Genomic DNA, 18,463 nt, shown 5'->3' with positions numbered 1-18,463 from the left:
ATTTTCAGGAGTGCCGGGACACCAGAATACGATGCTGCCAGCATCACAATATATACGTAATGGTCGTAATGAAATTCAATTTTATGCTTGGCCAGTACCCTCTGACCAACCATTTGACGAGCAGCATGAGTTGCGCCTTTCCATGGAGTATTGGAAGCCGGGGCAAAATCCCAATACTGAAGCCAAAACTGCCTTTGAGGTTGTTATACAGCCTGGTTTGGAAGATTTTAAGCCAGAAGTTGTTAATGTAGATGATCAAGCTCCATTAAGTGTGGTAGCTAGTGCCATCCGTTGGGATGATGACTATTTCAGACTGGAGGTGCCTTTTAATAATCGTCAGCCGATGCCCACTTGGTGCTGGGAGGAAGGCGACGTATTAAGAGACAGTAATGCTACCCGTGATAGCCTAACCCGTGAGTATCGCCGACTATATACGCTTTTTGAGGCGCAAGATAACGATGCGCTCATGAATGCCTCGAAAACCATGATTGAAGAGCTTGCTCAGGCTTCCGGTGAGCCCGAGGCCTACGTGCGCCAGCGAGCAAGCTTCACCATGTTCTTTGATAACCCAAACCTTTTCCAGCTAGACCCCTTCCCTGAAGAGCCGTTGACGTTAAATCTGGGGGCGGGTAATCGTGTGGCCTGGCTGACAACAGAAGGAGTTAATGTGCCCATTGCGTTTGGTCACGCAGGGCAAGAGTACCAAGCTAGTTTCGTTAGACTCTACTTTATTCAACGCGATGGTCAGTGGGAAATCTGCCGATGAAACCCGTTGCCCGTAAAGGCGATCTCCACCGCTGCCCCATTCCCGGCCACGGCACCAAGGAAATTATCACTGGTTCGCCCTCTTTTGTTGAGGGCCAGCCCGTGGCACGGGTGGGTGACAAAACCGGCTGCGGCGCTACCATTATCGAGGGCTCCAGCCACTCCAACCACGATGGTCGGCCTACCGCCTATTTGGGATGTAAAACCGATCATGGTGGCGAGATTATTACCGCGTCGAGCAGTGCCAAGGTTCAGCCGTAGCGCTTATGCGAAATGATGAAGATACAGGGAGAGGGATCTTGAAAGGAGTCATTGGCCGATTAGTGGCAGGCACTTCATTTGGAAAATAGGTCGCTGTTCGCCTTGCCACTTTAATATCGATATTCAAAGTATAGGCTGTTAATGGTTAGCTTTTTAAATGTTAAGAAAGGATGCGGTCTTTTCTTTATATTTGGCATCTGTGGTTTTTTTATCGGTCTATTCTTGTTTTTTGGTTTGGTGATGATCCCTTTTTATGATTACGGGCGCAGTATGTTCTGGGATAAAGTGCCCACTGTTATTTTAGAAAAGGATATGGTGAAAGTGTCAGGGGGAAGACGGCATTCATCTCCGAGTTACAGACCCGAGGTCAGCTATACGTATACATATGAAGGAATTCAGTACGTTAGTAATGATGTCAGTAACTATGACAATGTTTTAGCTAAAGATCCTAACTGGCTTGATCGCGAGCTTGAGCATTCTAGGCAAGGTGTGAATACATTCTTTGCTTGGGTTAATCCTTCAAACCCAAGCGAGTCCTATCTTGTGAGGAGTATTTGGAAGGGCACTACGTTTTTAGGCACCTTGATGGGCGTAGTGTTCGCTTTTGTGGGTCTGGTGTTAGTGCGCATGTCTTTATTAAAAGCTAATTAAATATAACGCTTTTTTGGTAATAATATTGCTAAGGGCGGTTGTCAAGAAATGACTGATTAATATGGTCATGGCAATTTTTCAAAGGTATAATTAGCTTCGGTCGGCTCGCGCCGTAAAGATTATTACTGCGGGAGAAATCGCACAACTGCTACGTTTCTTTTACTTGATTCAAAGGAGTGAATTTTGAATATATCACGCTGTTTTGCTTTCTCGTCTGTCCTGTTGCTTGCTGCATGTGGTGATAGTGTTCCTGAAGCAACTGATGAACAGCTGGTTTCATTGCTGGGTGAGCATGAAGAGGCCTATGGGCAGCCGTTGCCTCCCCGCATTTTGAGCAATACAGAAGACTGTGTACGCCTGCTTGCAGGGCTGGAAGATGAAATCGTCCAAGATATCCCAGATGAGTATCTTGGAAGGATCAAAGCTGACTGTCGCACGGATCTACGTGACAGGCTTCAAGACAGCGAGCTAAACCCAATGGGCATAGAGCTTTCACACTTTGAAAACAGGGAACTGGGAGAGAGAGTCAGCGAACTTGCACAACCATCGCGCGAAGCAGCTCGGCAGGCTAGAAATGAGGCAAGAGAAGCTAAGCAGAAAGCTGATGCCGAAGCGAGGGAAGCAGAGCAACAGGCAAAAATTGATGAAGCACAAGAAAAAATAGCGACTCTTCAATCCTCGCTGGATGATCGCCTTGAGGAGTTTGCGCAATTATGCGCTGAGTTCATGGAGTCGCGTCAGTCGGCACTCGACCAGGATATCACGGTGCCTAGCCATTTGAGGTGGTCTACTCCCAGTGTTTGTAAAAATAACTTTACACAACGATTAAGTTCACAGGTTGAAAATGTGAGCGAACGTCTTGCAGCTTTAGAGCCTGGTAGCGGGATGTTTGGGCCATCAATTCCATATTTTGGTATGGCTGACGCAGAGTACCTGGATGCTCAGAAAGAAGATCTTGAAAGCAAAGTTCAGGAAATTAATCAGTTATTGAGTGAGTGATTATCCTCAAGTAAAGGCCATGGTTTTGTTTGATAAAGCGAACCACCGCACCGTGATTCTTAGCGCCTCGAGTAGAACCAAGGAGCAGCCGTAGCGCTTATTCGAAACGCTGGATATACCAGGAGAGATGTCCTGAAAGGGGCCGTTGGGCGGTTAATGATAGGCATGCCATGTGAAGGATATGCTGCTTATCCATTGAGTTAATGCTAAGTAGGTAAGAACTCTGGGTGTAAGAACAATGGGCAGCCTACGTTGGCTGCCCTTTTGTTATAGCTTCAAATCTAAACCTGACAGCTTTGCTGTAAATCCATCGCGGTATTGTAGATTTCATTGGCAGCGCCGCCAATATCCTCCAAGTAATCATCAATGGTTTGCTGGAGCACAGGGCCCCATTCGGGATCTTCCAGGGCGTCTTCAATGACCACAAACTCATGCCCCGCTTCAACGGCTTCTTCACGCCCTTGGCGTATCATCTCGTCGTAAACCTCTGCGGCGCGCAGCGACCACTCTAAGCCGCTGTGGTCATCAATCACCTGCTGTAAATCGGCTGGCAGACTGTCGTAGCTGCGCTGGCTCATGGTGGCGAACAGGGAAAGGTCATACAGGGGGACTTCAGTATGGTACTGCGCCAGTTCGTTCAGCCGGAAGGTCTTCATGCCTTCCCAGTTGAAACTGAGGCCGTCGACGACACCACGCTGCATGGAGGTAAACACATCCGGCGCTGGCATGCCCACCGCCTGGGCACCTAAGCGTTCAAACATATCACCCACCACTGGCGTGGGGCGGCGTAGGCGAAGCCCCTCAAGATCCGCCGGTGTTTCAATCAGCTGGTTTTTGGTATGCAGGTAACCGGGGCCGGTGGTAAACAGGAACAGCGGGCGTGTATCGGCGTACTCCTGCTCAAAATGCCCCTGATCGTAAAGCGACTGGAGAATGCAGGCTCCTTGGCGGGCGCTTGCTGACACCCCCGGCAGCTCGACGACTTGCGTGAGGGGAAAGCGGCCCGCCGTATAACCTTGGGCAGAAGCACCAATATCGGCGATACCGCTGACAGTGCTTTCGTAGGTTTGAGCCGATTTCGCTAGCGTCTGGCTGGGGAAAACTTCTACTGTCAGCTGCCCATCAGACGCCTCCTCGACGCTTTCAGCCCAGGCCTGAAACAGTTCGCGGTCTATCATGGAGCCGCCCGGCCAGACATGCGCTATGCGCAGTGTAGTGCTGGCTTCCACGGCGGGGGCCACGAATGAAACGGCAAACACGCCAAACAGGGTCGCCTTGGCTAGGTGGGTGGGTATTTTTTTCATTGTCGATATCCTGATGTCTAGTCAACGGGGCACGTTTTTATGATTGTTTTTGCAACTTTTTTGAAACGGTGTTTGAGACGGTTAAAGATCCAACACAAGGGTTTTGCTCTTGGCTCTGGAGCAGCAGGGTGTGAATTGATCGTTGGCCGCGTGCTCATCGTCATCCAGGTATAAATCCCGGTGGTCGGGTTCGCCTTCGAGTACACGGGTGAGGCAGGTGCCACAGACCCCCTGCTCGCAGGAGACCATGATGTCGATGCCATTTTCAGCCAGTACTTGGTAGACGGTTTTATCGGCGGGCACGGTAAAGGCGGCGCCGCTGCTGGCAATGCGCACCTCGAAACTGCCGTCGTCTTCGCTGGCTGTTTCCGCACCTGCAAAGTACTCGGTGTGCAGTTGGTCGGCTGGCCAGCCGCACTGCTTGCCAGTGGAAAGGACGGCGTTAATAAATCCGCTAGGGCCGCAAACGTAGACCTGGGCGTCAGCCTCGGGCTCACTAAGCAGTTTTTCCAGATCGAGGGTTGGGGACGCAGTGTCGTCATCCAGGTAGAAGTGTGCTCTATCGGCGAAACCTGATGTGTTGATACGCTCACGAAAGGCCATGTGCTCGGCGGAGCGGGCGCAGTAGTGCAGCTCGAATTCCGCCTCGGTGCGCGCCAATCGTTCTGCCATACACAGCAGCGGGGTGATGCCGATCCCGCCCGCCAGCAGGTAAGTGCGCTTTGCGGGTTTAAGCGGGAAGTGGTTTTTGGGCGCGCTGATGAGTAGCAGGCTGCCTACTTTAATCTCATCGTGCATGGCGATGGAGCCTCCTCTGGAGGCCTCATCACGCAGCACGCCGATCAAGTAGCGATCCCGCTCTTCAGAGTGGTTGCACAGCGAGTATTGCCGGATTACCCCCTCTTTCACCTGCACGTCAATGTGGGCGCCAGCGCTAAAGGGGGGCAGCGGACGGCCATGAGGGTCCGCAAGCTCAAAGGTGGCAATGCCCAGCGCCTCCTCGTGACGAGCTTTTACCTCGACAATAAGCGATAGAGAGGGGGGGCTCATGCCGTTGCCTCCTGGGGTTGCTTGGCCTGCTCCTCTTTCAAGATGCGATCAATAATGCGGCGCGCCTGTACCCCCCCGCCGTCAATATTGAGTTTCAGCAGTTGACGGTCGGGGTATTTGAGCAGGTTGCGCTGTTGTGCCTCGAGCATCTCAAGGTCTTCTTCGAAGATCTTGCCCTGGCCCTCGCGGATCTTGTCGGTGAGGGCCTGATCTTCCGGCTTGAAGTTGCGGGCCATGCCCCAGAAGTACCAGATAGAGGTATCGCTCTCAGGAGTGATAAAGTCGACCACGATACTCGAGGCTCTCACATTCGCCGGCGCTTTTGCGCCGCCATTGCCCGCGTGGGCCACGCCGACGTCGATGTGCACATGGCTAGGGGGGGTAAAGCGGCAAATTTGCCAGCGGTCGACGGGGACGTCATCAGCGAGCCCGTTACCCCGTAAGGCGGCCTGCCAGAAAGGCGGCGCGGGGATATTCTCCATCTCACGGCTGGTGACCACCTCATCGCCGTTAACCGTTGTTTCTGGTGCGGCTTCCTCTATCTCTGGCTGGCCGATGCTGGAAGCGTGCACATAGGTCTCATGGGTAAGATCCATGAGGTTGTCGATCATCAGGCGATATTCACACTGAATATGGTAGAGACCGCCGCCATATGCCCAGTCCGGGTTATTGGCCCAGTGCAGCTCGGGAATCAGATCGGCGTCCGCTTTCTCGGGGTCGCCGGGCCAGATCCAGATAAAGCCGTGGCGCTCTTCGACGGGATAGGCACGATTGCTTGGAAAGCCTCGAACCCGCTGACCGGGCATGCTGTCGCATTTACCGCTGCAGTTCATTTCAAGGCCGTGATAGCCGCAGACCAGCTTGCCATCACGTACAAAGCCCAAGGAGAGTGGCGCGCCACGGTGGGGGCAGAAATCCTCCACGGCGGCCACGCGGTTTTCGTCACCACGGAAGAAAACTAGTTGCTTATTGCAAATAGTCCGCCCAAGTGGCTTATCGGTAAGCTCATCAGGGGTGCAGGCGACGTACCAAGTATTCACTGGAAAGGGGGTTTGTTGGGTCACGGTTAACTCCTTATAGTTTAGCGTTGTAATTATGCTTATTGGATCCAAAGTAAAGGCTAGGAAGGTTTTTGCCGTCAACCTATACTTTCGTAGAGTTCGCCAATGAAGAGCAAATCAGTGTTGATATGAGAGTAAAATTAAATGAGTAACAACGATAAAAGTGTCGTCAGTCGGCTGCGAAAACTGATTAGTGAGGGGGCATACGCTCCAGGGGAGCGCCTTGGTGAAGTCGCGGTTGCGGAGCAGCTGGGAGTTTCGAGAACGCCGGTAAGGCTGGCTTTTCGCACTTTGGAGCAGGAGGGGTTGCTGCAGCAGGCGGGCAAGCGCGGGTTTATGGTGCGGGAGTTTACACAGGCGGATGTGCACTGCGCGGTTGAGGTGCGCGGGGTGTTGGAGGGGCTGGCCGCTCGGCACCTGGCGGAGCAGGGGCTGCCGCCTGGCGTCGAGAAGGAATTGAATTTTGGATCAAAAGGAAAAAAGCTAATCGCCAAAGGCTACCTTGTAGAGTCCGATATCAATCAATGGAGTGAGCTTAATGCGCATTTTCACGGCATTATTATTCATTCTATCGGCAGCGGTGTCGTGGCGGATGCCATTGCAAGAAATAATCACCTGCCTTTCGCTGCCGCCGACTCAATCATCATTGATAGCGATGACTTAGAGCGAGAGTTTAAAAAGTTGCAATTAGCGCAGTTTCATCATGAGCTTATATTTCAGTCACTTAAGCAGGGTGAGGGGGCGAGGGCAGAAATGCTGATGCGTGAACATGCGCTGATTGGGTTGCGTTACCCTGAGCTACTGGCTGATTCTGAATAGAAAGGTGAATTATTTAGTTACAATATATAATTAAACCAAAGTATTAATGGTTTTAAGTTATTTTAATTCAATGTCTTATGTTGATATTGGAATGAATTACCTCCATTTTAATTGACAGATGGAGGTTTTTTTCGCAGCTTTGGTACGTAATGCGGATCAGCGTTCGCATTAAGAACAATTACAACTTAACCATTACGACCAAAAGCAGAGACAAACAATGAAAATTAACCACTTTGTTGCGTGCGCCCTTCTCGCTCCCTGTGCGCTTGCTGCCCAGGCCCATGCGTTTGATGTGGTAGAAGCCGGACAGCCTGTCGTGACCGGTGAGCCAAGCCGTGTAGGCCCACCCTGGAATCACCGATCAACGTTTAATATTCCAGGCACCAAAACCGATATCGCCTTTGGCGGGTACGTTAAGCTCGATGCGTTTTACGATTTCGACTACGACCTAGGTACATCAACGGATCCTTACGCCGTGATGAACCCAGGCAACCGAACCGATGGTCGAACCAGCTTTACGGCCTATGAGTCCCGCCTGAATTTCCGCACCCACACCGCCACTGACTATGGGCGTTTAACCACTTACTTCGAAGGGCATTTTGTGCCCGATGGTAAGTTTGGGTTGCGCCATGCGTATGGCGAGCTGAACGGGTTTCTCGCCGGGCAAACGTGGTCAAATTTTATGAGCTTCGTGGGCGGAACACGTACCCTGGCACTAGGGGATCCTAAGGGCTACGCCTTTGAGCGGCAGGCTCAGTTGCGCTATACGCAGCCTGTTGGGGAGGGGAGCTTCTCTGTTGCCTTGGAAAACCCCACCACGGTCATTGCCCGCAGTGATGCTTCAGTGGCTGATGGGGAGAGTCAGCTTCCCGATTTGACACTGCGTTATGAATATAAGCGTTTATTTGCGCTCTCGGGGATAGCGCGTCAACTTTCGACTAATAACATCACCAATACCATTGATGATGAAGTCACCGGTTATGGGGTGCAGGCGCAGTTCAATTTGCCCTTTAATACCTCAACCAGCTTGAAAGGCAGTGCCACCTACGGTGAGGGTATCGGTAACTATATGGGCAACCCTGGCAATGTCGGGCACCGCAACGCACCTGATGTCTATGTGCAGGGTAATAGCCTTGAAGCGATTGAAACCCAGGCGTTTGGTCTCTCACTTAATCACTACTGGACGGATAGTTGGTTCAGCTCTGTGGGCGTTTCGCGGCTTGAGCAAGACCTACCCGCCGCCTATGGCAATCATTTCGAAACCCTCGACTATGGGTTTGCCAATGTGATTTGGGATGTTACCGAGCGCATGTCAGTCGGTCTTGAGTACCAGTACGCTGATATCGAGCAGGTGAATGGGGTCTCCAACGATGCGAGTCGCCTCCAGGCGAGTGCCACCTTCCAGTTCTAGCGCTCTACGCGTTGCAGTGAAAGTGCTTTAGTGCTGTTTCGATCACGTTTTAGGCTGGCACTTTGCCAGCCTTTTTTGGGCCTCGTATGGCTGCCTAAAAGTACCGCAGTTAAGGCGCTGGGTTCGCAGAGGGTAAGATAATGCGTGGATCCTTGGGTGACTCAGCGTATAGGCGCGCCACGAGATCCGAGTAGCGCTCGCGCACTAGCCGCTGGTTGACCGAGCCCTTGTCGGTCAATTCGCCACGGTCAACGGAGAGCGGTTGGTTGAGCAGTAGCAGGCGCTCTAAACGCATGGAGCTTGACTGGCCGCGGCAGTGGGCTGCCAGGCGCTGGGCGAACCACTGATGCAGGCTGGCGTCTGTGGCCAGAGCATCAACGGGAGTGCCCACTTTGCCCAGTTGCTGCTCACAGGCGGGAAGGTTCAACACGACGATGCCCGTCAGGTAGTCGCGCCCTTCGCCGACCACCACGATGTCCTGTACCAGCGGGGAGAAGTGTTCCACAAGGTGTAGGCGCAGGGTGCCCACATTGACCCAGGTGCCGGTCACCAGTTTGAAGTTCTCGCTTAGTCGGCCATCAAAGATTAGCCCCCGTTCGGGGTGGTCGGGGTCAATTAGGCGCATGGCATCCCCGGTGCAGTAGTAGCCTTCGTGGTCAAACGCCTCACTGGTTCGCTGTGTGTCGCGCCAGTAACCTGGTGTGATGTTGAGGCCCTTAAGGCGCGCCTCCCACTTATCGTCTGTCGCCACTAGCTTCAGCGTCATGCCTGGCACGGGCTTTCCGATCAAGCCCGGTGTGTCGCTGGGCTCTTCGGTGCAAAAAGCCAGGCATGCTTCGGTGGAGCCCAGCCCCGTCAACATGGGAACGGCGGCTCCGCGCGTCTGCTTGCCTAACGCTTCCAGGGCGGTGCGCACATGGGCGGGTAGCACGGCGCCCCCGAAGTGCAGCATTTCCAGGTCGCGGAAAAAGGCCTCGCGCAGGGAGTCATCGTTGCGCAAATGCTCGACCAGCGCCTCGAACCCCTTGGGGACATTGCAGTAAAACGTGGGCGATACCTCGCGCAGGTTCTCGATGGTTCGCTGAACCCCCTGGGCGGTGGGGTTGCCATCATCAATATATAAAGCGCCCCCGTTGTGGATCGCCATCCCCAAAATCGTATTGCCGCCGAAGGTGTGGTGCCAGGGTAGCCAGTCGACTAACACCGGGGTGTGCTGCTCTAGAAAGCTCAGCCGTTTCGCTAGCATGGCTTGATTGCTACACAGCATACGGTGGGTATTGATCACCGCTTTGGGCATGCCCGTCGACCCTGAGGTAAACAGTAGTTTGGCGATAGTGTCAGTCGTTACGCGGGCGTGGGCACTCTCCACCGCGACAGTCGTTGGCGTCGCGGCGAGGGAATCAAATGTCAGGGCTCGCAGAGTTGGCACCTTGGCCACACAGGTGACGTCATTATCGCAAACGGCCGCCAACGCCCGATTAAAGCGCGCCTCCTCATCGACAAATAGCATTCCTGGGGTCACCAGTTTCACCACATGCCGAAGCTTAACGAAATCTTCTGATAGCAGTGCGTAAGAGGGGGACACCGGCACGTAGGGAATGCCCACATGCATGGCGGCACAGGCAAGCAGAGCATGTTCGATGCTATTTCCCGACAGTACCATCAGCGGGCGCTCCGTCGACAGACCATGATGAATCAGTGCTTGTGCCAGGCGGATCACTTGTGGCATTGCTTCACCAAAGGTGAGCGTCCGCCACCTGTGCTGGCCCTTTTCGCGCTCGGCCAAAAAGATATTCATGGGTGTTTTGTTTGCCCAATGGGCAAGGCGCTGGGTCATGCTGTGTGGGTAAGAGGGGACATCGCCGCCGTGTAGTCGGAACTCTTGTAAGGTGTCAGTCAGCGGAGGGGGGAGGGACATGAATTGCTCCATAGCGAAAATTTTGGTTTTGTTGTGTGCTGTCATCTTGGCGAATATAGTTATAGTTGTTAACTAGATGATTGGCTAGGATGCTGGTTTAAGACCATAGTTGTAATTATTTAAATGAGACAGGAATTAACGCATGGCCATATCTAAAAAGAGCACGTCTATTCAGCAAGTTGAGCCTGACGAACAAGAGCCGACTTCTGTCGCCGGTCTGGTGCTTGAAAATCGCCTTGGTTACGCCTTAAGAAGAGCGCAGCTGGCTGTTTTTAAACATTTTAATGAGGCCATGCAGGAGTATGAAATACGCCCTGCCCAGTTCTCTTCGCTCGTGGTGATTGAAGGGTATCCCGGTATCACCCAGACCACTTTAGCCAAGGTGCTGGACATCGATCCGCCTAGAATTGTTAGCTTAATTAATAATCTAGAGGAGAGAGGGCTGGCTCTGCGGGTACGCTGTAAGCGAGACCGGCGCTCCCACGGGATTTTTCTTAGCAAAAAAGGCGAAGCCTTGACCGAGCAGCTAAAAGAGCTGGCTGAGCAAAGTGATATCAATGCAACTCAATCACTTAGTGATATTGAACGGCGTCAGCTGCTGTCTCTGCTAGTGAAAATATACGCACCGGAAACCAGCGAGGAATAAAACTTTAGGCGTATTTTTGTCGGCAGCGCTTGCATGCTCTCTCAAAGACAATTACTTATATTAAGTAACTAGTTTGGTTGTGACGGTCTCGCGGTGTATAGCGCAAGGTAGGTTTCAGCCATACAGCGAACTCCAAAAACAAGAGACGAAACGATGAGCAGCTTAGCGACGGTACCGACAATCGGCACTGCATTGATGCGCCGTAGCCTTGAGATACCCTGTAGGGTTGCCGCGATAAGCGGCGGATTAATGATCACAGCACTCGCTCTCATCACCGTCGTTAGCATTCTTGGCCGGTGGGTAGCCAGTGCACCAGTGTTAAGCGATATTACCCTGCTGGCGTGGGTGGGCCCCATCACTGGTGATTATGAGCTGGTGGAAATGGGCACTGCCATTGCCGTTTTTCTGTTTTTACCTTACTGCCATCTTCGCGGCGGGCATGTCACGGTGGATCTACTGGTCATGCACGCGCCGGCCTTGGTTCAACGCCTGCTCGCCGTTGTCGCCGAAACGCTGTTTTTGGTAGTCGCAGGGTTAATGACCTGGCGCCTCTATCACGGCTTGCTCGATAAACGTCGCTATATGGAAACCAGCATGCTGCTGGATATACCGCTCTGGTGGGGGTATGTCGGCGGTCTGGTGGGGTTCGCGCTATTGACGCTGGTGTGTCTCTATCGCACCTGCGATGCGTTTACTTACGACCCGCCACAGTCAGGTTTTAAACAAAATAGTTCGAATCAAAATAGCGCGACTCAAAGCAGCTCGGCTCAAGACGGTTCGGCTCCAGAAAGCTCGGCCCAAGGAGATCTGTGATGACAACTCTCACGTTGGGCGCCAGTGGCTTTGTGGTGCTGCTATTTATGATGGCGGCGCGTATTCCTATCGGCCTGGCCATGCTGGTGGTGGGTGCCGTAGGGATGATGCTGATCACCGGCCCGATGGGCATTTTAAATGGCTTAAAGTCACTGCCTTATGAACACTTTTCCAGCCATACGCTATCCATCATCCCACTGTTCCTGCTGATGGGGCAGTTCGCGGCGAGAGCCGGGCTCTCCCGGGCCATGTTCCAGGCGGCCAACGACTGGCTGGGCCACCGTCGCGGTGGGCTGGCGATGTCGACGATTGGCGCCTGTGGTGCTTTTGGGGCCATTTGCGGCTCGTCGCTGGCGACCGCCGCCACCATGACCCAAGTGGCGCTACCTGAAATGGAGCGCCAAGGCTACCGCGGCAGCCTGGCAACCGGTGCCTTGGCCGCTGGCGGCACCCTGGGTATTTTGATTCCCCCCTCGGTGGTGTTGGTCATCTACGCCATCCTGGCCGAACAGAACATTAACGAAATGTTTGCCGCTGCCCTGGTGCCGGGCTTGTTAGCGGTGTTCAGTTATATGCTGGCCATCTCGCTTTACGTGCGCTTTTTTCCTGACAGTGCACCGAGCAAGGCAAAAGCATCCCGCGGCGAGCGCTGGCGTTCGCTGCTGGATGTATGGCCAGGAGCGGCGATCTTTATCGTGGTGATTGGGGGCATCTATACCGGCATCTTTACGCCTACCGAAGCTGCTGCCGTCGGTGCGGTCTCTACCGGTGCCTTGGCAATAACGCGAGGCGGGCTGCGTTGGAACGGCCTGCGGGAGTGCGTCCTTGAAACCGCGGTGACCTCGGCGATGATCTTCTTCATCGTACTGGGCGCCAGTGTTTTTAATAGCTTCCTTGCGCTTACTCAGTTACCCCAGCTTACCGCTGGTTGGATTGTGGGGCTGGAGATCAGTCCCTGGGTCGTGCTGGCGGGCATTCTGTTTTGCTATTTGGTGCTCGGCTGCTTTATGGACAGCCTCTCGATGATCCTGCTTACCGTGCCTATCTTTCTGCCCATCGTCACCGGGATGGACTTCGGCATGCCCGCCACCGATGTGGCGATATGGTTCGGTATTTTAGCGCTGGTGGTCGTTGAAGTCGGCATGATCACGCCGCCGGTGGGGCTGAACATCTTCATTATCCACTCCATGGCCCCGCGTATTCCCTTAACGGAGACCTTTAAAGGCATCCTGCCTTTTTTAGCGGCCGATCTTATTCGCATTATTTTGCTGGTGCTCTTCCCCGCCATCTCGCTTGGCTTCGTCTACTTAATCAATTGACCAAGGGAGTTGGATATGTCCCATGACGCGACTCAACGAATGCCGACAGCCACTTTTATCGCGCGCTTAACGGTTGACGTCGATGCCCCGCTGGAGCTGGGTGAAAACGCTCAAGGCAAGCGTCGCTTCATTGCCATCACCGGCGGCCAGGTGTGTGGTGAGCGGTTGAACGGCGTGGTACTGCCTGGCGGTGGCGATTGGCAGACCCTGCGTACCGATGGGGTGGCCGAACTGCATGCCCGCTACTTTCTTGAAACCGATAGTGGCGAGCGCATCGAAGTGGAGAACACCGGATTTCGGCATGGTTCGGCTGAGGTCATGCAGCGTCTTCAGCACGGGGAGCCCGTTGCGCCTAATGAGTATTACTTTCACACCACGCCGCGCTTTTATACCTCCAGCCCGGACTACGCCTGGCTAACACGCACGATCTTTATCGGCGCTGCCGAGCGTACCCGTGAGAACGTTTTGATTGATTTATTCGCGGTGAATTAAGCCTTTTGACTCAGCCGCTTAGACAATAACCACAACAAACACAACGAGGTATTTTTTATGCCCCAGCAGACTGCTTCAAGACTCAACCGGCGTTTACTCGCATTCGCTATCGCTTTACCACTTGTGTGGAGTGCTGGGCAGGCAAGCGCCCAGGAGGCCGAGTATACGCTTAGGCTGCATCATTTCTTCCCCTCTTCAGCGCCCGTTCACCAGGAGTATTTTATTCCCTGGAAAGAGGCCATTGAGGAGGAGTCCAACGGGCGTTTAGAGGTGGAGCTCTACCCCTCAATGCAGCTGGGCGGCACGCCCCCGTCGCTCTATGACCAGGCGAAAGATGGCCAGGTGGACATTATCTGGACGGTGCTGGGCTACAACGCTGGTCGCTTCCCTAGGGCAGAGGTCTTCGACTTGCCGTTTATACCCACCACCGGTGCGGCAACAAGCCAGGCCGCCCATGAGTATGCAATGACGTACATGCAGGATGAGCTAGCTGGTGTCTACCCCATCGCTGTCCATACCCATAGCCCTGGCGCGCTGCACACCAAAGAGACACGTATTGAATCACTCGACGATATAGAGGGGCTCAAGATGCGCGGCCCTAGCCGGTTGGTGAATCGCTATCTAGCCAAGTTGGGTGCTGAGCCTATTGGTATGCCCGTGGCCCAGGCACTGGAGGCGCTATCACGGGGAGTACTGGATGGAACAGTAATCCCTTTTGAAGCGATTACCGCCATGGGGTTAGCGGATATTACCACCGAACATACGGTATTCAGCGGTGATCATGCGCTCTATACCACGATGATGATCGTCGCCATGAACCAGCGTAAATACGACGCGCTGCCCGCCGATCTACAAGCGATTATCGACGCTCACTCCGGCATCCAAGAGGCCCGCAAAATAGGCCAGATCATGGATGACGCTGACCAGGTGCAGATCCAGGCCATTCAGGATGGCGAACAGCCCGGCACGATTACCCAGCTAGATAGTGAAGAGACTGCCCGTTGGCAAGCAGTGGGACAGGAAGTGGCTGATGAGTGGATCGCCGATGCCGAAGAGAAAGGGCTCGATGGTGAAGCGCTATATAACGACGCCCGACAGTTAATCGACCAGTTCACCGCTGAGTAGATGCTTAAACATTAACGTTTGAATAAGCCGTTTGATAAAACCCAAGGAGCAAGAGATGAGTAACTACCAAGATCGCTGGCAAACCGTAAAAGTTAACGTTGAAGAGGGTATTGCCTGGGTGACGTTGAATCGGCCTGAAAAGCGCAACGCCATGAGCCCAACGCTTAACCGTGAAATGATCGATGTGCTGGAGACGATCGAACTGGATCAAGAGGCCCATGTGCTGGTGCTGACCGGCGAGGGTGAATCCTTTTCCGCCGGTATGGATCTCAAAGAGTACTTCCGCGAAATCGATGCCAGCCCCGAGATCGTGCAAGTCAAGGTGCGCCGCGATGCCTCTACCTGGCAGTGGAAGCTGCTGCGCCACTACGCCAAGCCCACCATCGCGATGGTCAATGGTTGGTGCTTTGGCGGGGCTTTCTCGCCACTGGTGGCCTGTGACTTGGCGATTGCCGCTGATGAGTCGGTTTTTGGTCTCTCTGAAATCAACTGGGGTATCCCTCCCGGTAACCTGGTGAGTAAAGCCATGGCCGATACCGTGGGCCACCGGGAAGCGCTCTACTACATCATGACCGGGGAAACATTTACCGGCCTCCAGGCAGCCAAAATGGGGCTGGTTAATAAAAGTGTACCGCTGACCGAGCTACGCGAAACCACCCGCGAGTTAGCCGCTACGCTGCGTGATAAGAACCCCGTTGTGCTGCGTGCCGCCAAGATCGGCTTCAAAATGTGCCGCGAACTGACCTGGGAGCAGAACGAAGAGTACCTCTACGCCAAGCTCGATCAGGCACAGCAGCTTGACCCGGAGCAGGGTCGCGCCCAAGGGCTTAAACAGTTCCTCGATGACAAGAGCATCAAGCCGGGGCTGGAGAGCTACCAGCGGTAAGGGCTTTATACCAATACTCGACCACCCTTTTGAGGAGAGTCAGATCATGGATCTTCAGCTTTTAATTGGTAGTGAGCAGTGTGCTGCTCACCAAGGCGCGACCTTTACTCGAACCAACCCTCTCACCGGCGATGTTGTCACTCAGGCTGCGGCGGCATCCGCTGGCGATGCGGTTCGGGCGGTTGAAGCGGCTGCACAGGCATTCCCCGCCTGGTCTGCGACGGGCCCCGGTGAAAAGCGCGCCAAGCTGCTCAAGGCGGCAGAAGCCATGGAAGCGCGCCAGGCCGATTTTATCGAACGCATGGTGGACGAAACCGGCGCTACGCCAGGCTGGGCGGGCTTTAACGTCATGGTCGCCGCCAGCATTCTGCGCGAGGCGGCGTCGCTGACCACGCAAGTGAATGGCGAGGTCATCCCTTCCAACGTGCCTGATAACCTGGCGATGGGCGTGCGGGTTCCCTGCGGCGTGGTGGTGGGGATCGCTCCCTGGAACGCGCCGATTATTCTGGGTACCCGGGCCATCGCCACACCGCTGGCGTGCGGCAACACGGTGATTCTTAAGGCCTCGGAACAGTGCCCCGCGACCCACCACCTGATTGGGGAGGTGCTGATCGAGGCTGGTTTGGGTGATGGCATCGTTAACGTAGTGACCAATGCGCCCCCTCAGGCTGCCGAGGTCGTCGAGGCACTGATCGAGCATCAAGCCGTACGGCGTATCAACTTCACCGGCTCTACCCAGGTGGGGCGCATTATTGCCGAAAAAGCCGCGCGTCATCTTAAGCCGGTCTTGCTGGAGCTGGGCGGTAAAGCGCCGTTCGTGGTGCTTGAAGATGCCGACTTGGACGCTGCCGTAGAGGCCGCTGCCTTTGGCGCTTTCTTCAATCAGGGCCAGATCTGTATGTCTACCGAGCGGCTGATCGTGGTGGATGCGGTCGCCGACGCCTTCGTCGAAAAGCTGGCCTGCAAGGCGCAAACGCTGCGCGCGGGCGACCCTCGAGGTGAAGGAAACGCGCTGGGTACGCTGATCAATCGCGAATCAGGCGAGAAGCTCAATGCCCTGCTGGATGACGCCCAACAGCATGGCGCTCGCCTGGCCTGCGGTGGCAGGGCCGAAGGCGTCATTATGCAGCCTACCGTGGTGGATGGGGTTTCCAAGGCGATGCGTCTGTATGGCGAAGAGTCGTTTGGGCCGGTAGTCGCGATGATGCGCGTCAAGGATGAAGAGGAAGCCCTGCGCGTGGCAAACGATAGCGAATATGGCCTTTCGGCCGCCGTCTTCAGCCGCGACACCGCCAGGGCGATGCAGTTTGCGCAGCGCATTGAGTCGGGTATTTGCCACATCAACGCACCCACCGTGCACGACGAGCCCCAGATGCCCTTTGGCGGCGTTAAGTCGAGCGGCTACGGACGCTTTGGCGGTAAGGCCGGGATTGAGGAGTTCACCGATCTGCGCTGGATGACCCTGCAGCTTGGCCCGCGCCATTACCCCATTTAGATAAGCGCCTGACGCTATTTCTTTTAATAAGGCTATAAGTAAGGAGGTTACTACAATGACAATAAAACCCACACTCGCCAGCCTCACGTTGTTAACTGGCATGCTCCTCAGCAGTAGTGGCTACGCCCAGGACACGGTGACCCTGCGTTTGCACCATTTTGCTGCCCCGGCCACGCCCGTGCAGACCGAGTATCTGGAACCCTGGGCCAAGCGGATCGAAGAGCAGTCTGAAGGGGCTATCAAGGTGGAAATCTTCCCAGCCATGCAACTGGGAGGGGCGGCGCCATCGCTCTACGACCAGGCCAAGGACGGGGTAGTCGATATTGCCTGGACGCTACTCAGCTATACGCCGAATCGCTTCCCCGAGTCTGAAGCATTCGATCAACCCTTCCTGCCCACTACGGGCGAAGCCACCAGCATGGCGGCCCATGAGTTTGCAACAACGCATATGCAAGACGCCTTCGAGGGTGTTTACCCCATCGCCGTATTCGCGCACACGCCGGGCAAAATTCATACCAGAGGTGCGTCGATAGAGAGTGCCGAGGGCTTGAGAGGGTTAGCCATGCGCGCGCCCTCAAAGACCATGAATCGCTACCTGGGGCTGCTCGGCGCTCAAGCAGTGGGTATGCCGATGCCACAAATTCCAGAAGCGATTTCCCGTGGGGTGATCGATGGGCTGACGCTGCCCTTCGAAAGTGCGGCGGCATTGGGGGTGCTGGATATCGCCCAAAACCACACCTTTTTCGAGGGTGAGCAGGGATTATACACCGCGATGATGGTGCTGGGCTTAAACCAAGCTAGCTATGATGCACTGTCGCCGGAACTGAAACAGGTGATTGACGATAATGCCGGGCTTCAAGAAGCGCAGCGTATCGGCCAGGTCATGGATCAGGCGGAAGAGAAGGCGATTGAAGCCATTGAAGCGAGTGGTGAAGGTGAAATGTTCTACATCGCTCAAGACTCACTGGCGCCCTGGCAGGCAGCGGCTGAGACGGCCACGGCCCAGTGGATTGACGACATGGGGAGCCGAGGCTTTGATGGTCAACTGCTCTATGATGAGGCGACCCGATTGGTAGAGAAGTATACCGAGCAGACAATGTAGCCAGTATTTGCTCTTATCAGTAAGCCGTCTTCGTACTAGTGAAGGCGGCTTTTTATTTTTGTATCGGGAGATGGCTAATCGCGTGGTTATTCGGCAATTCGACTATAGTCGTGAAGCGATATTGGAAAAGTCCAATTTTTTGATGCTATTTTGCTTTTGGGGCGGGGTAGCAGGCTGGAACAGTGGTTACCTGTGATCGTGCGGGTATAAAGGCTCGCTGTGGCGCTTAAACATAGACGAATGTCGATTAGCCTTACGCCTGATAGTGGACTAATGTGGTTGCTTAAAGCGAACTAGTATTCGCTATGCGAACTTACAATAGTCCAAGAAAAGTCCTGGAGGCTCC

The 18,463-nt window shown here is 54.4% G+C and carries 18 protein-coding genes; 14 read left to right on the top strand and 4 right to left on the bottom strand.

Translation table 11 applies throughout. The features are described 5' to 3' along the window. Window positions 1-31 precede the first annotated feature (31 nt). The 4 genes from OM794_RS22305 (at window position 32) to OM794_RS22290 (ending at window position 2,676) form a co-directional block, all read left to right on the top strand. Window positions 32-766, top strand: coding sequence for a hypothetical protein (locus OM794_RS22305; protein ID WP_265154083.1), 735 nt, complete (start codon window positions 32-34; stop codon window positions 764-766). Next, window positions 763-1,026 (top strand): PAAR domain-containing protein, encoded by a 264-nt coding sequence (locus tag OM794_RS22300; protein WP_226249179.1) that lies wholly within the window; start codon window positions 763-765, stop codon window positions 1,024-1,026. The genes OM794_RS22305 and OM794_RS22300 overlap by 4 nt, the downstream gene beginning before the upstream one ends. A 141-nt stretch (window positions 1,027-1,167) precedes the next feature. Further along, a complete protein-coding gene (locus tag OM794_RS22295; RefSeq protein ID WP_226249180.1) occupies window positions 1,168-1,677 on the top strand; it encodes a DUF3592 domain-containing protein in 510 nt (169 codons plus the stop codon). Between the two features lie 183 nt (window positions 1,678-1,860). Further along, window positions 1,861-2,676: a hypothetical protein gene (locus OM794_RS22290; RefSeq protein ID WP_226249181.1), complete on the top strand. Its 816-nt coding sequence runs from the start codon at window positions 1,861-1,863 to the stop codon at window positions 2,674-2,676. Between the two features lie 281 nt (window positions 2,677-2,957). Here the strand turns inward: OM794_RS22290 and OM794_RS22285 are convergent, their stop codons facing one another. The 3 genes from OM794_RS22285 to OM794_RS22275 form a co-directional block, all read right to left on the bottom strand. After that, the gene (locus OM794_RS22285; protein WP_265154082.1) at window positions 2,958-3,980 is read right to left on the bottom strand and encodes a TRAP transporter substrate-binding protein; all 1,023 of its coding nucleotides are present in this window, start codon (window positions 3,978-3,980) and stop codon (window positions 2,958-2,960) included. 81 nt (window positions 3,981-4,061) lie between these two features. Next, window positions 4,062-5,030: a PDR/VanB family oxidoreductase gene (locus OM794_RS22280; RefSeq protein ID WP_226249182.1), complete on the bottom strand. Its 969-nt coding sequence runs from the start codon at window positions 5,028-5,030 to the stop codon at window positions 4,062-4,064. Then, entirely contained in the window at window positions 5,027-6,094 is a 1,068-nt protein-coding gene (locus tag OM794_RS22275) for an aromatic ring-hydroxylating oxygenase subunit alpha (RefSeq protein WP_226249183.1), read from the bottom strand. Before OM794_RS22275 ends, OM794_RS22280 begins: the two co-directional genes overlap by 4 nt. A gap of 141 nt (window positions 6,095-6,235) precedes the next feature. On the opposite strand from OM794_RS22275, the gene OM794_RS22270 reads away from it, so the two are divergent. Beyond that, window positions 6,236-6,910 (top strand): GntR family transcriptional regulator, encoded by a 675-nt coding sequence (locus tag OM794_RS22270; protein WP_265154080.1) that lies wholly within the window; start codon window positions 6,236-6,238, stop codon window positions 6,908-6,910. Window positions 6,911-7,127: 217 nt separating this feature from the next. Further along, entirely contained in the window at window positions 7,128-8,321 is a 1,194-nt protein-coding gene (locus OM794_RS22265) for a DcaP family trimeric outer membrane transporter (protein WP_226249186.1), read from the top strand. A 109-nt stretch (window positions 8,322-8,430) separates the two neighbouring features. Here the strand turns inward: OM794_RS22265 and OM794_RS22260 are convergent, their stop codons facing one another. Next, on the bottom strand, window positions 8,431-10,239 hold the full coding sequence (locus OM794_RS22260; RefSeq protein ID WP_226249187.1) for a feruloyl-CoA synthase: 1,809 nt from the start codon (window positions 10,237-10,239) through the stop codon (window positions 8,431-8,433). Between the two features lie 142 nt (window positions 10,240-10,381). Between OM794_RS22260 and OM794_RS22255 the strand changes: the two genes are divergently transcribed. From OM794_RS22255 to OM794_RS22220, 8 genes are all read left to right on the top strand, one after another. After that, window positions 10,382-10,885, top strand: coding sequence for a MarR family winged helix-turn-helix transcriptional regulator (locus OM794_RS22255; RefSeq protein ID WP_226249188.1), 504 nt, complete (start codon window positions 10,382-10,384; stop codon window positions 10,883-10,885). Window positions 10,886-11,038: 153 nt separating this feature from the next. Then, window positions 11,039-11,698 (top strand): TRAP transporter small permease, encoded by a 660-nt coding sequence (locus OM794_RS22250; protein ID WP_226249189.1) that lies wholly within the window; start codon window positions 11,039-11,041, stop codon window positions 11,696-11,698. Continuing rightward, window positions 11,698-13,017, top strand: a complete 1,320-nt coding sequence (locus OM794_RS22245) for a TRAP transporter large permease (RefSeq protein ID WP_226249190.1) — start codon at window positions 11,698-11,700, stop codon at window positions 13,015-13,017. The genes OM794_RS22250 and OM794_RS22245 overlap by 1 nt, the downstream gene beginning before the upstream one ends. Before the next feature lie 15 nt (window positions 13,018-13,032). After that, a complete protein-coding gene (locus tag OM794_RS22240; RefSeq protein ID WP_226249191.1) occupies window positions 13,033-13,509 on the top strand; it encodes a DUF3237 domain-containing protein in 477 nt (158 codons plus the stop codon). Between the two features lie 57 nt (window positions 13,510-13,566). Continuing rightward, on the top strand, window positions 13,567-14,634 hold the full coding sequence (locus tag OM794_RS22235; protein WP_226249192.1) for a TRAP transporter substrate-binding protein: 1,068 nt from the start codon (window positions 13,567-13,569) through the stop codon (window positions 14,632-14,634). A gap of 55 nt (window positions 14,635-14,689) precedes the next feature. Beyond that, window positions 14,690-15,520 carry a p-hydroxycinnamoyl CoA hydratase/lyase gene (locus tag OM794_RS22230; protein WP_226249193.1) on the top strand — a complete coding sequence of 277 codons (831 nt, stop codon included), beginning with the start codon at window positions 14,690-14,692 and terminating at the stop codon, window positions 15,518-15,520. A 43-nt stretch (window positions 15,521-15,563) separates the two neighbouring features. Further along, window positions 15,564-17,015 (top strand): aldehyde dehydrogenase, encoded by a 1,452-nt coding sequence (locus tag OM794_RS22225; RefSeq protein ID WP_413229653.1) that lies wholly within the window; start codon window positions 15,564-15,566, stop codon window positions 17,013-17,015. 55 nt (window positions 17,016-17,070) lie between these two features. Continuing rightward, entirely contained in the window at window positions 17,071-18,117 is a 1,047-nt protein-coding gene (locus OM794_RS22220; protein WP_265154079.1) for a TRAP transporter substrate-binding protein, read from the top strand. The last annotated feature ends 346 nt before the right edge of the window (window positions 18,118-18,463 follow it).

The organism is Halomonas sp. BDJS001, from assembly GCF_026104355.1.
Taxonomy (GTDB): domain Bacteria; phylum Pseudomonadota; class Gammaproteobacteria; order Pseudomonadales; family Halomonadaceae; genus Vreelandella.
This window is presented reverse-complemented; position numbering and strand designations above follow the sequence as displayed.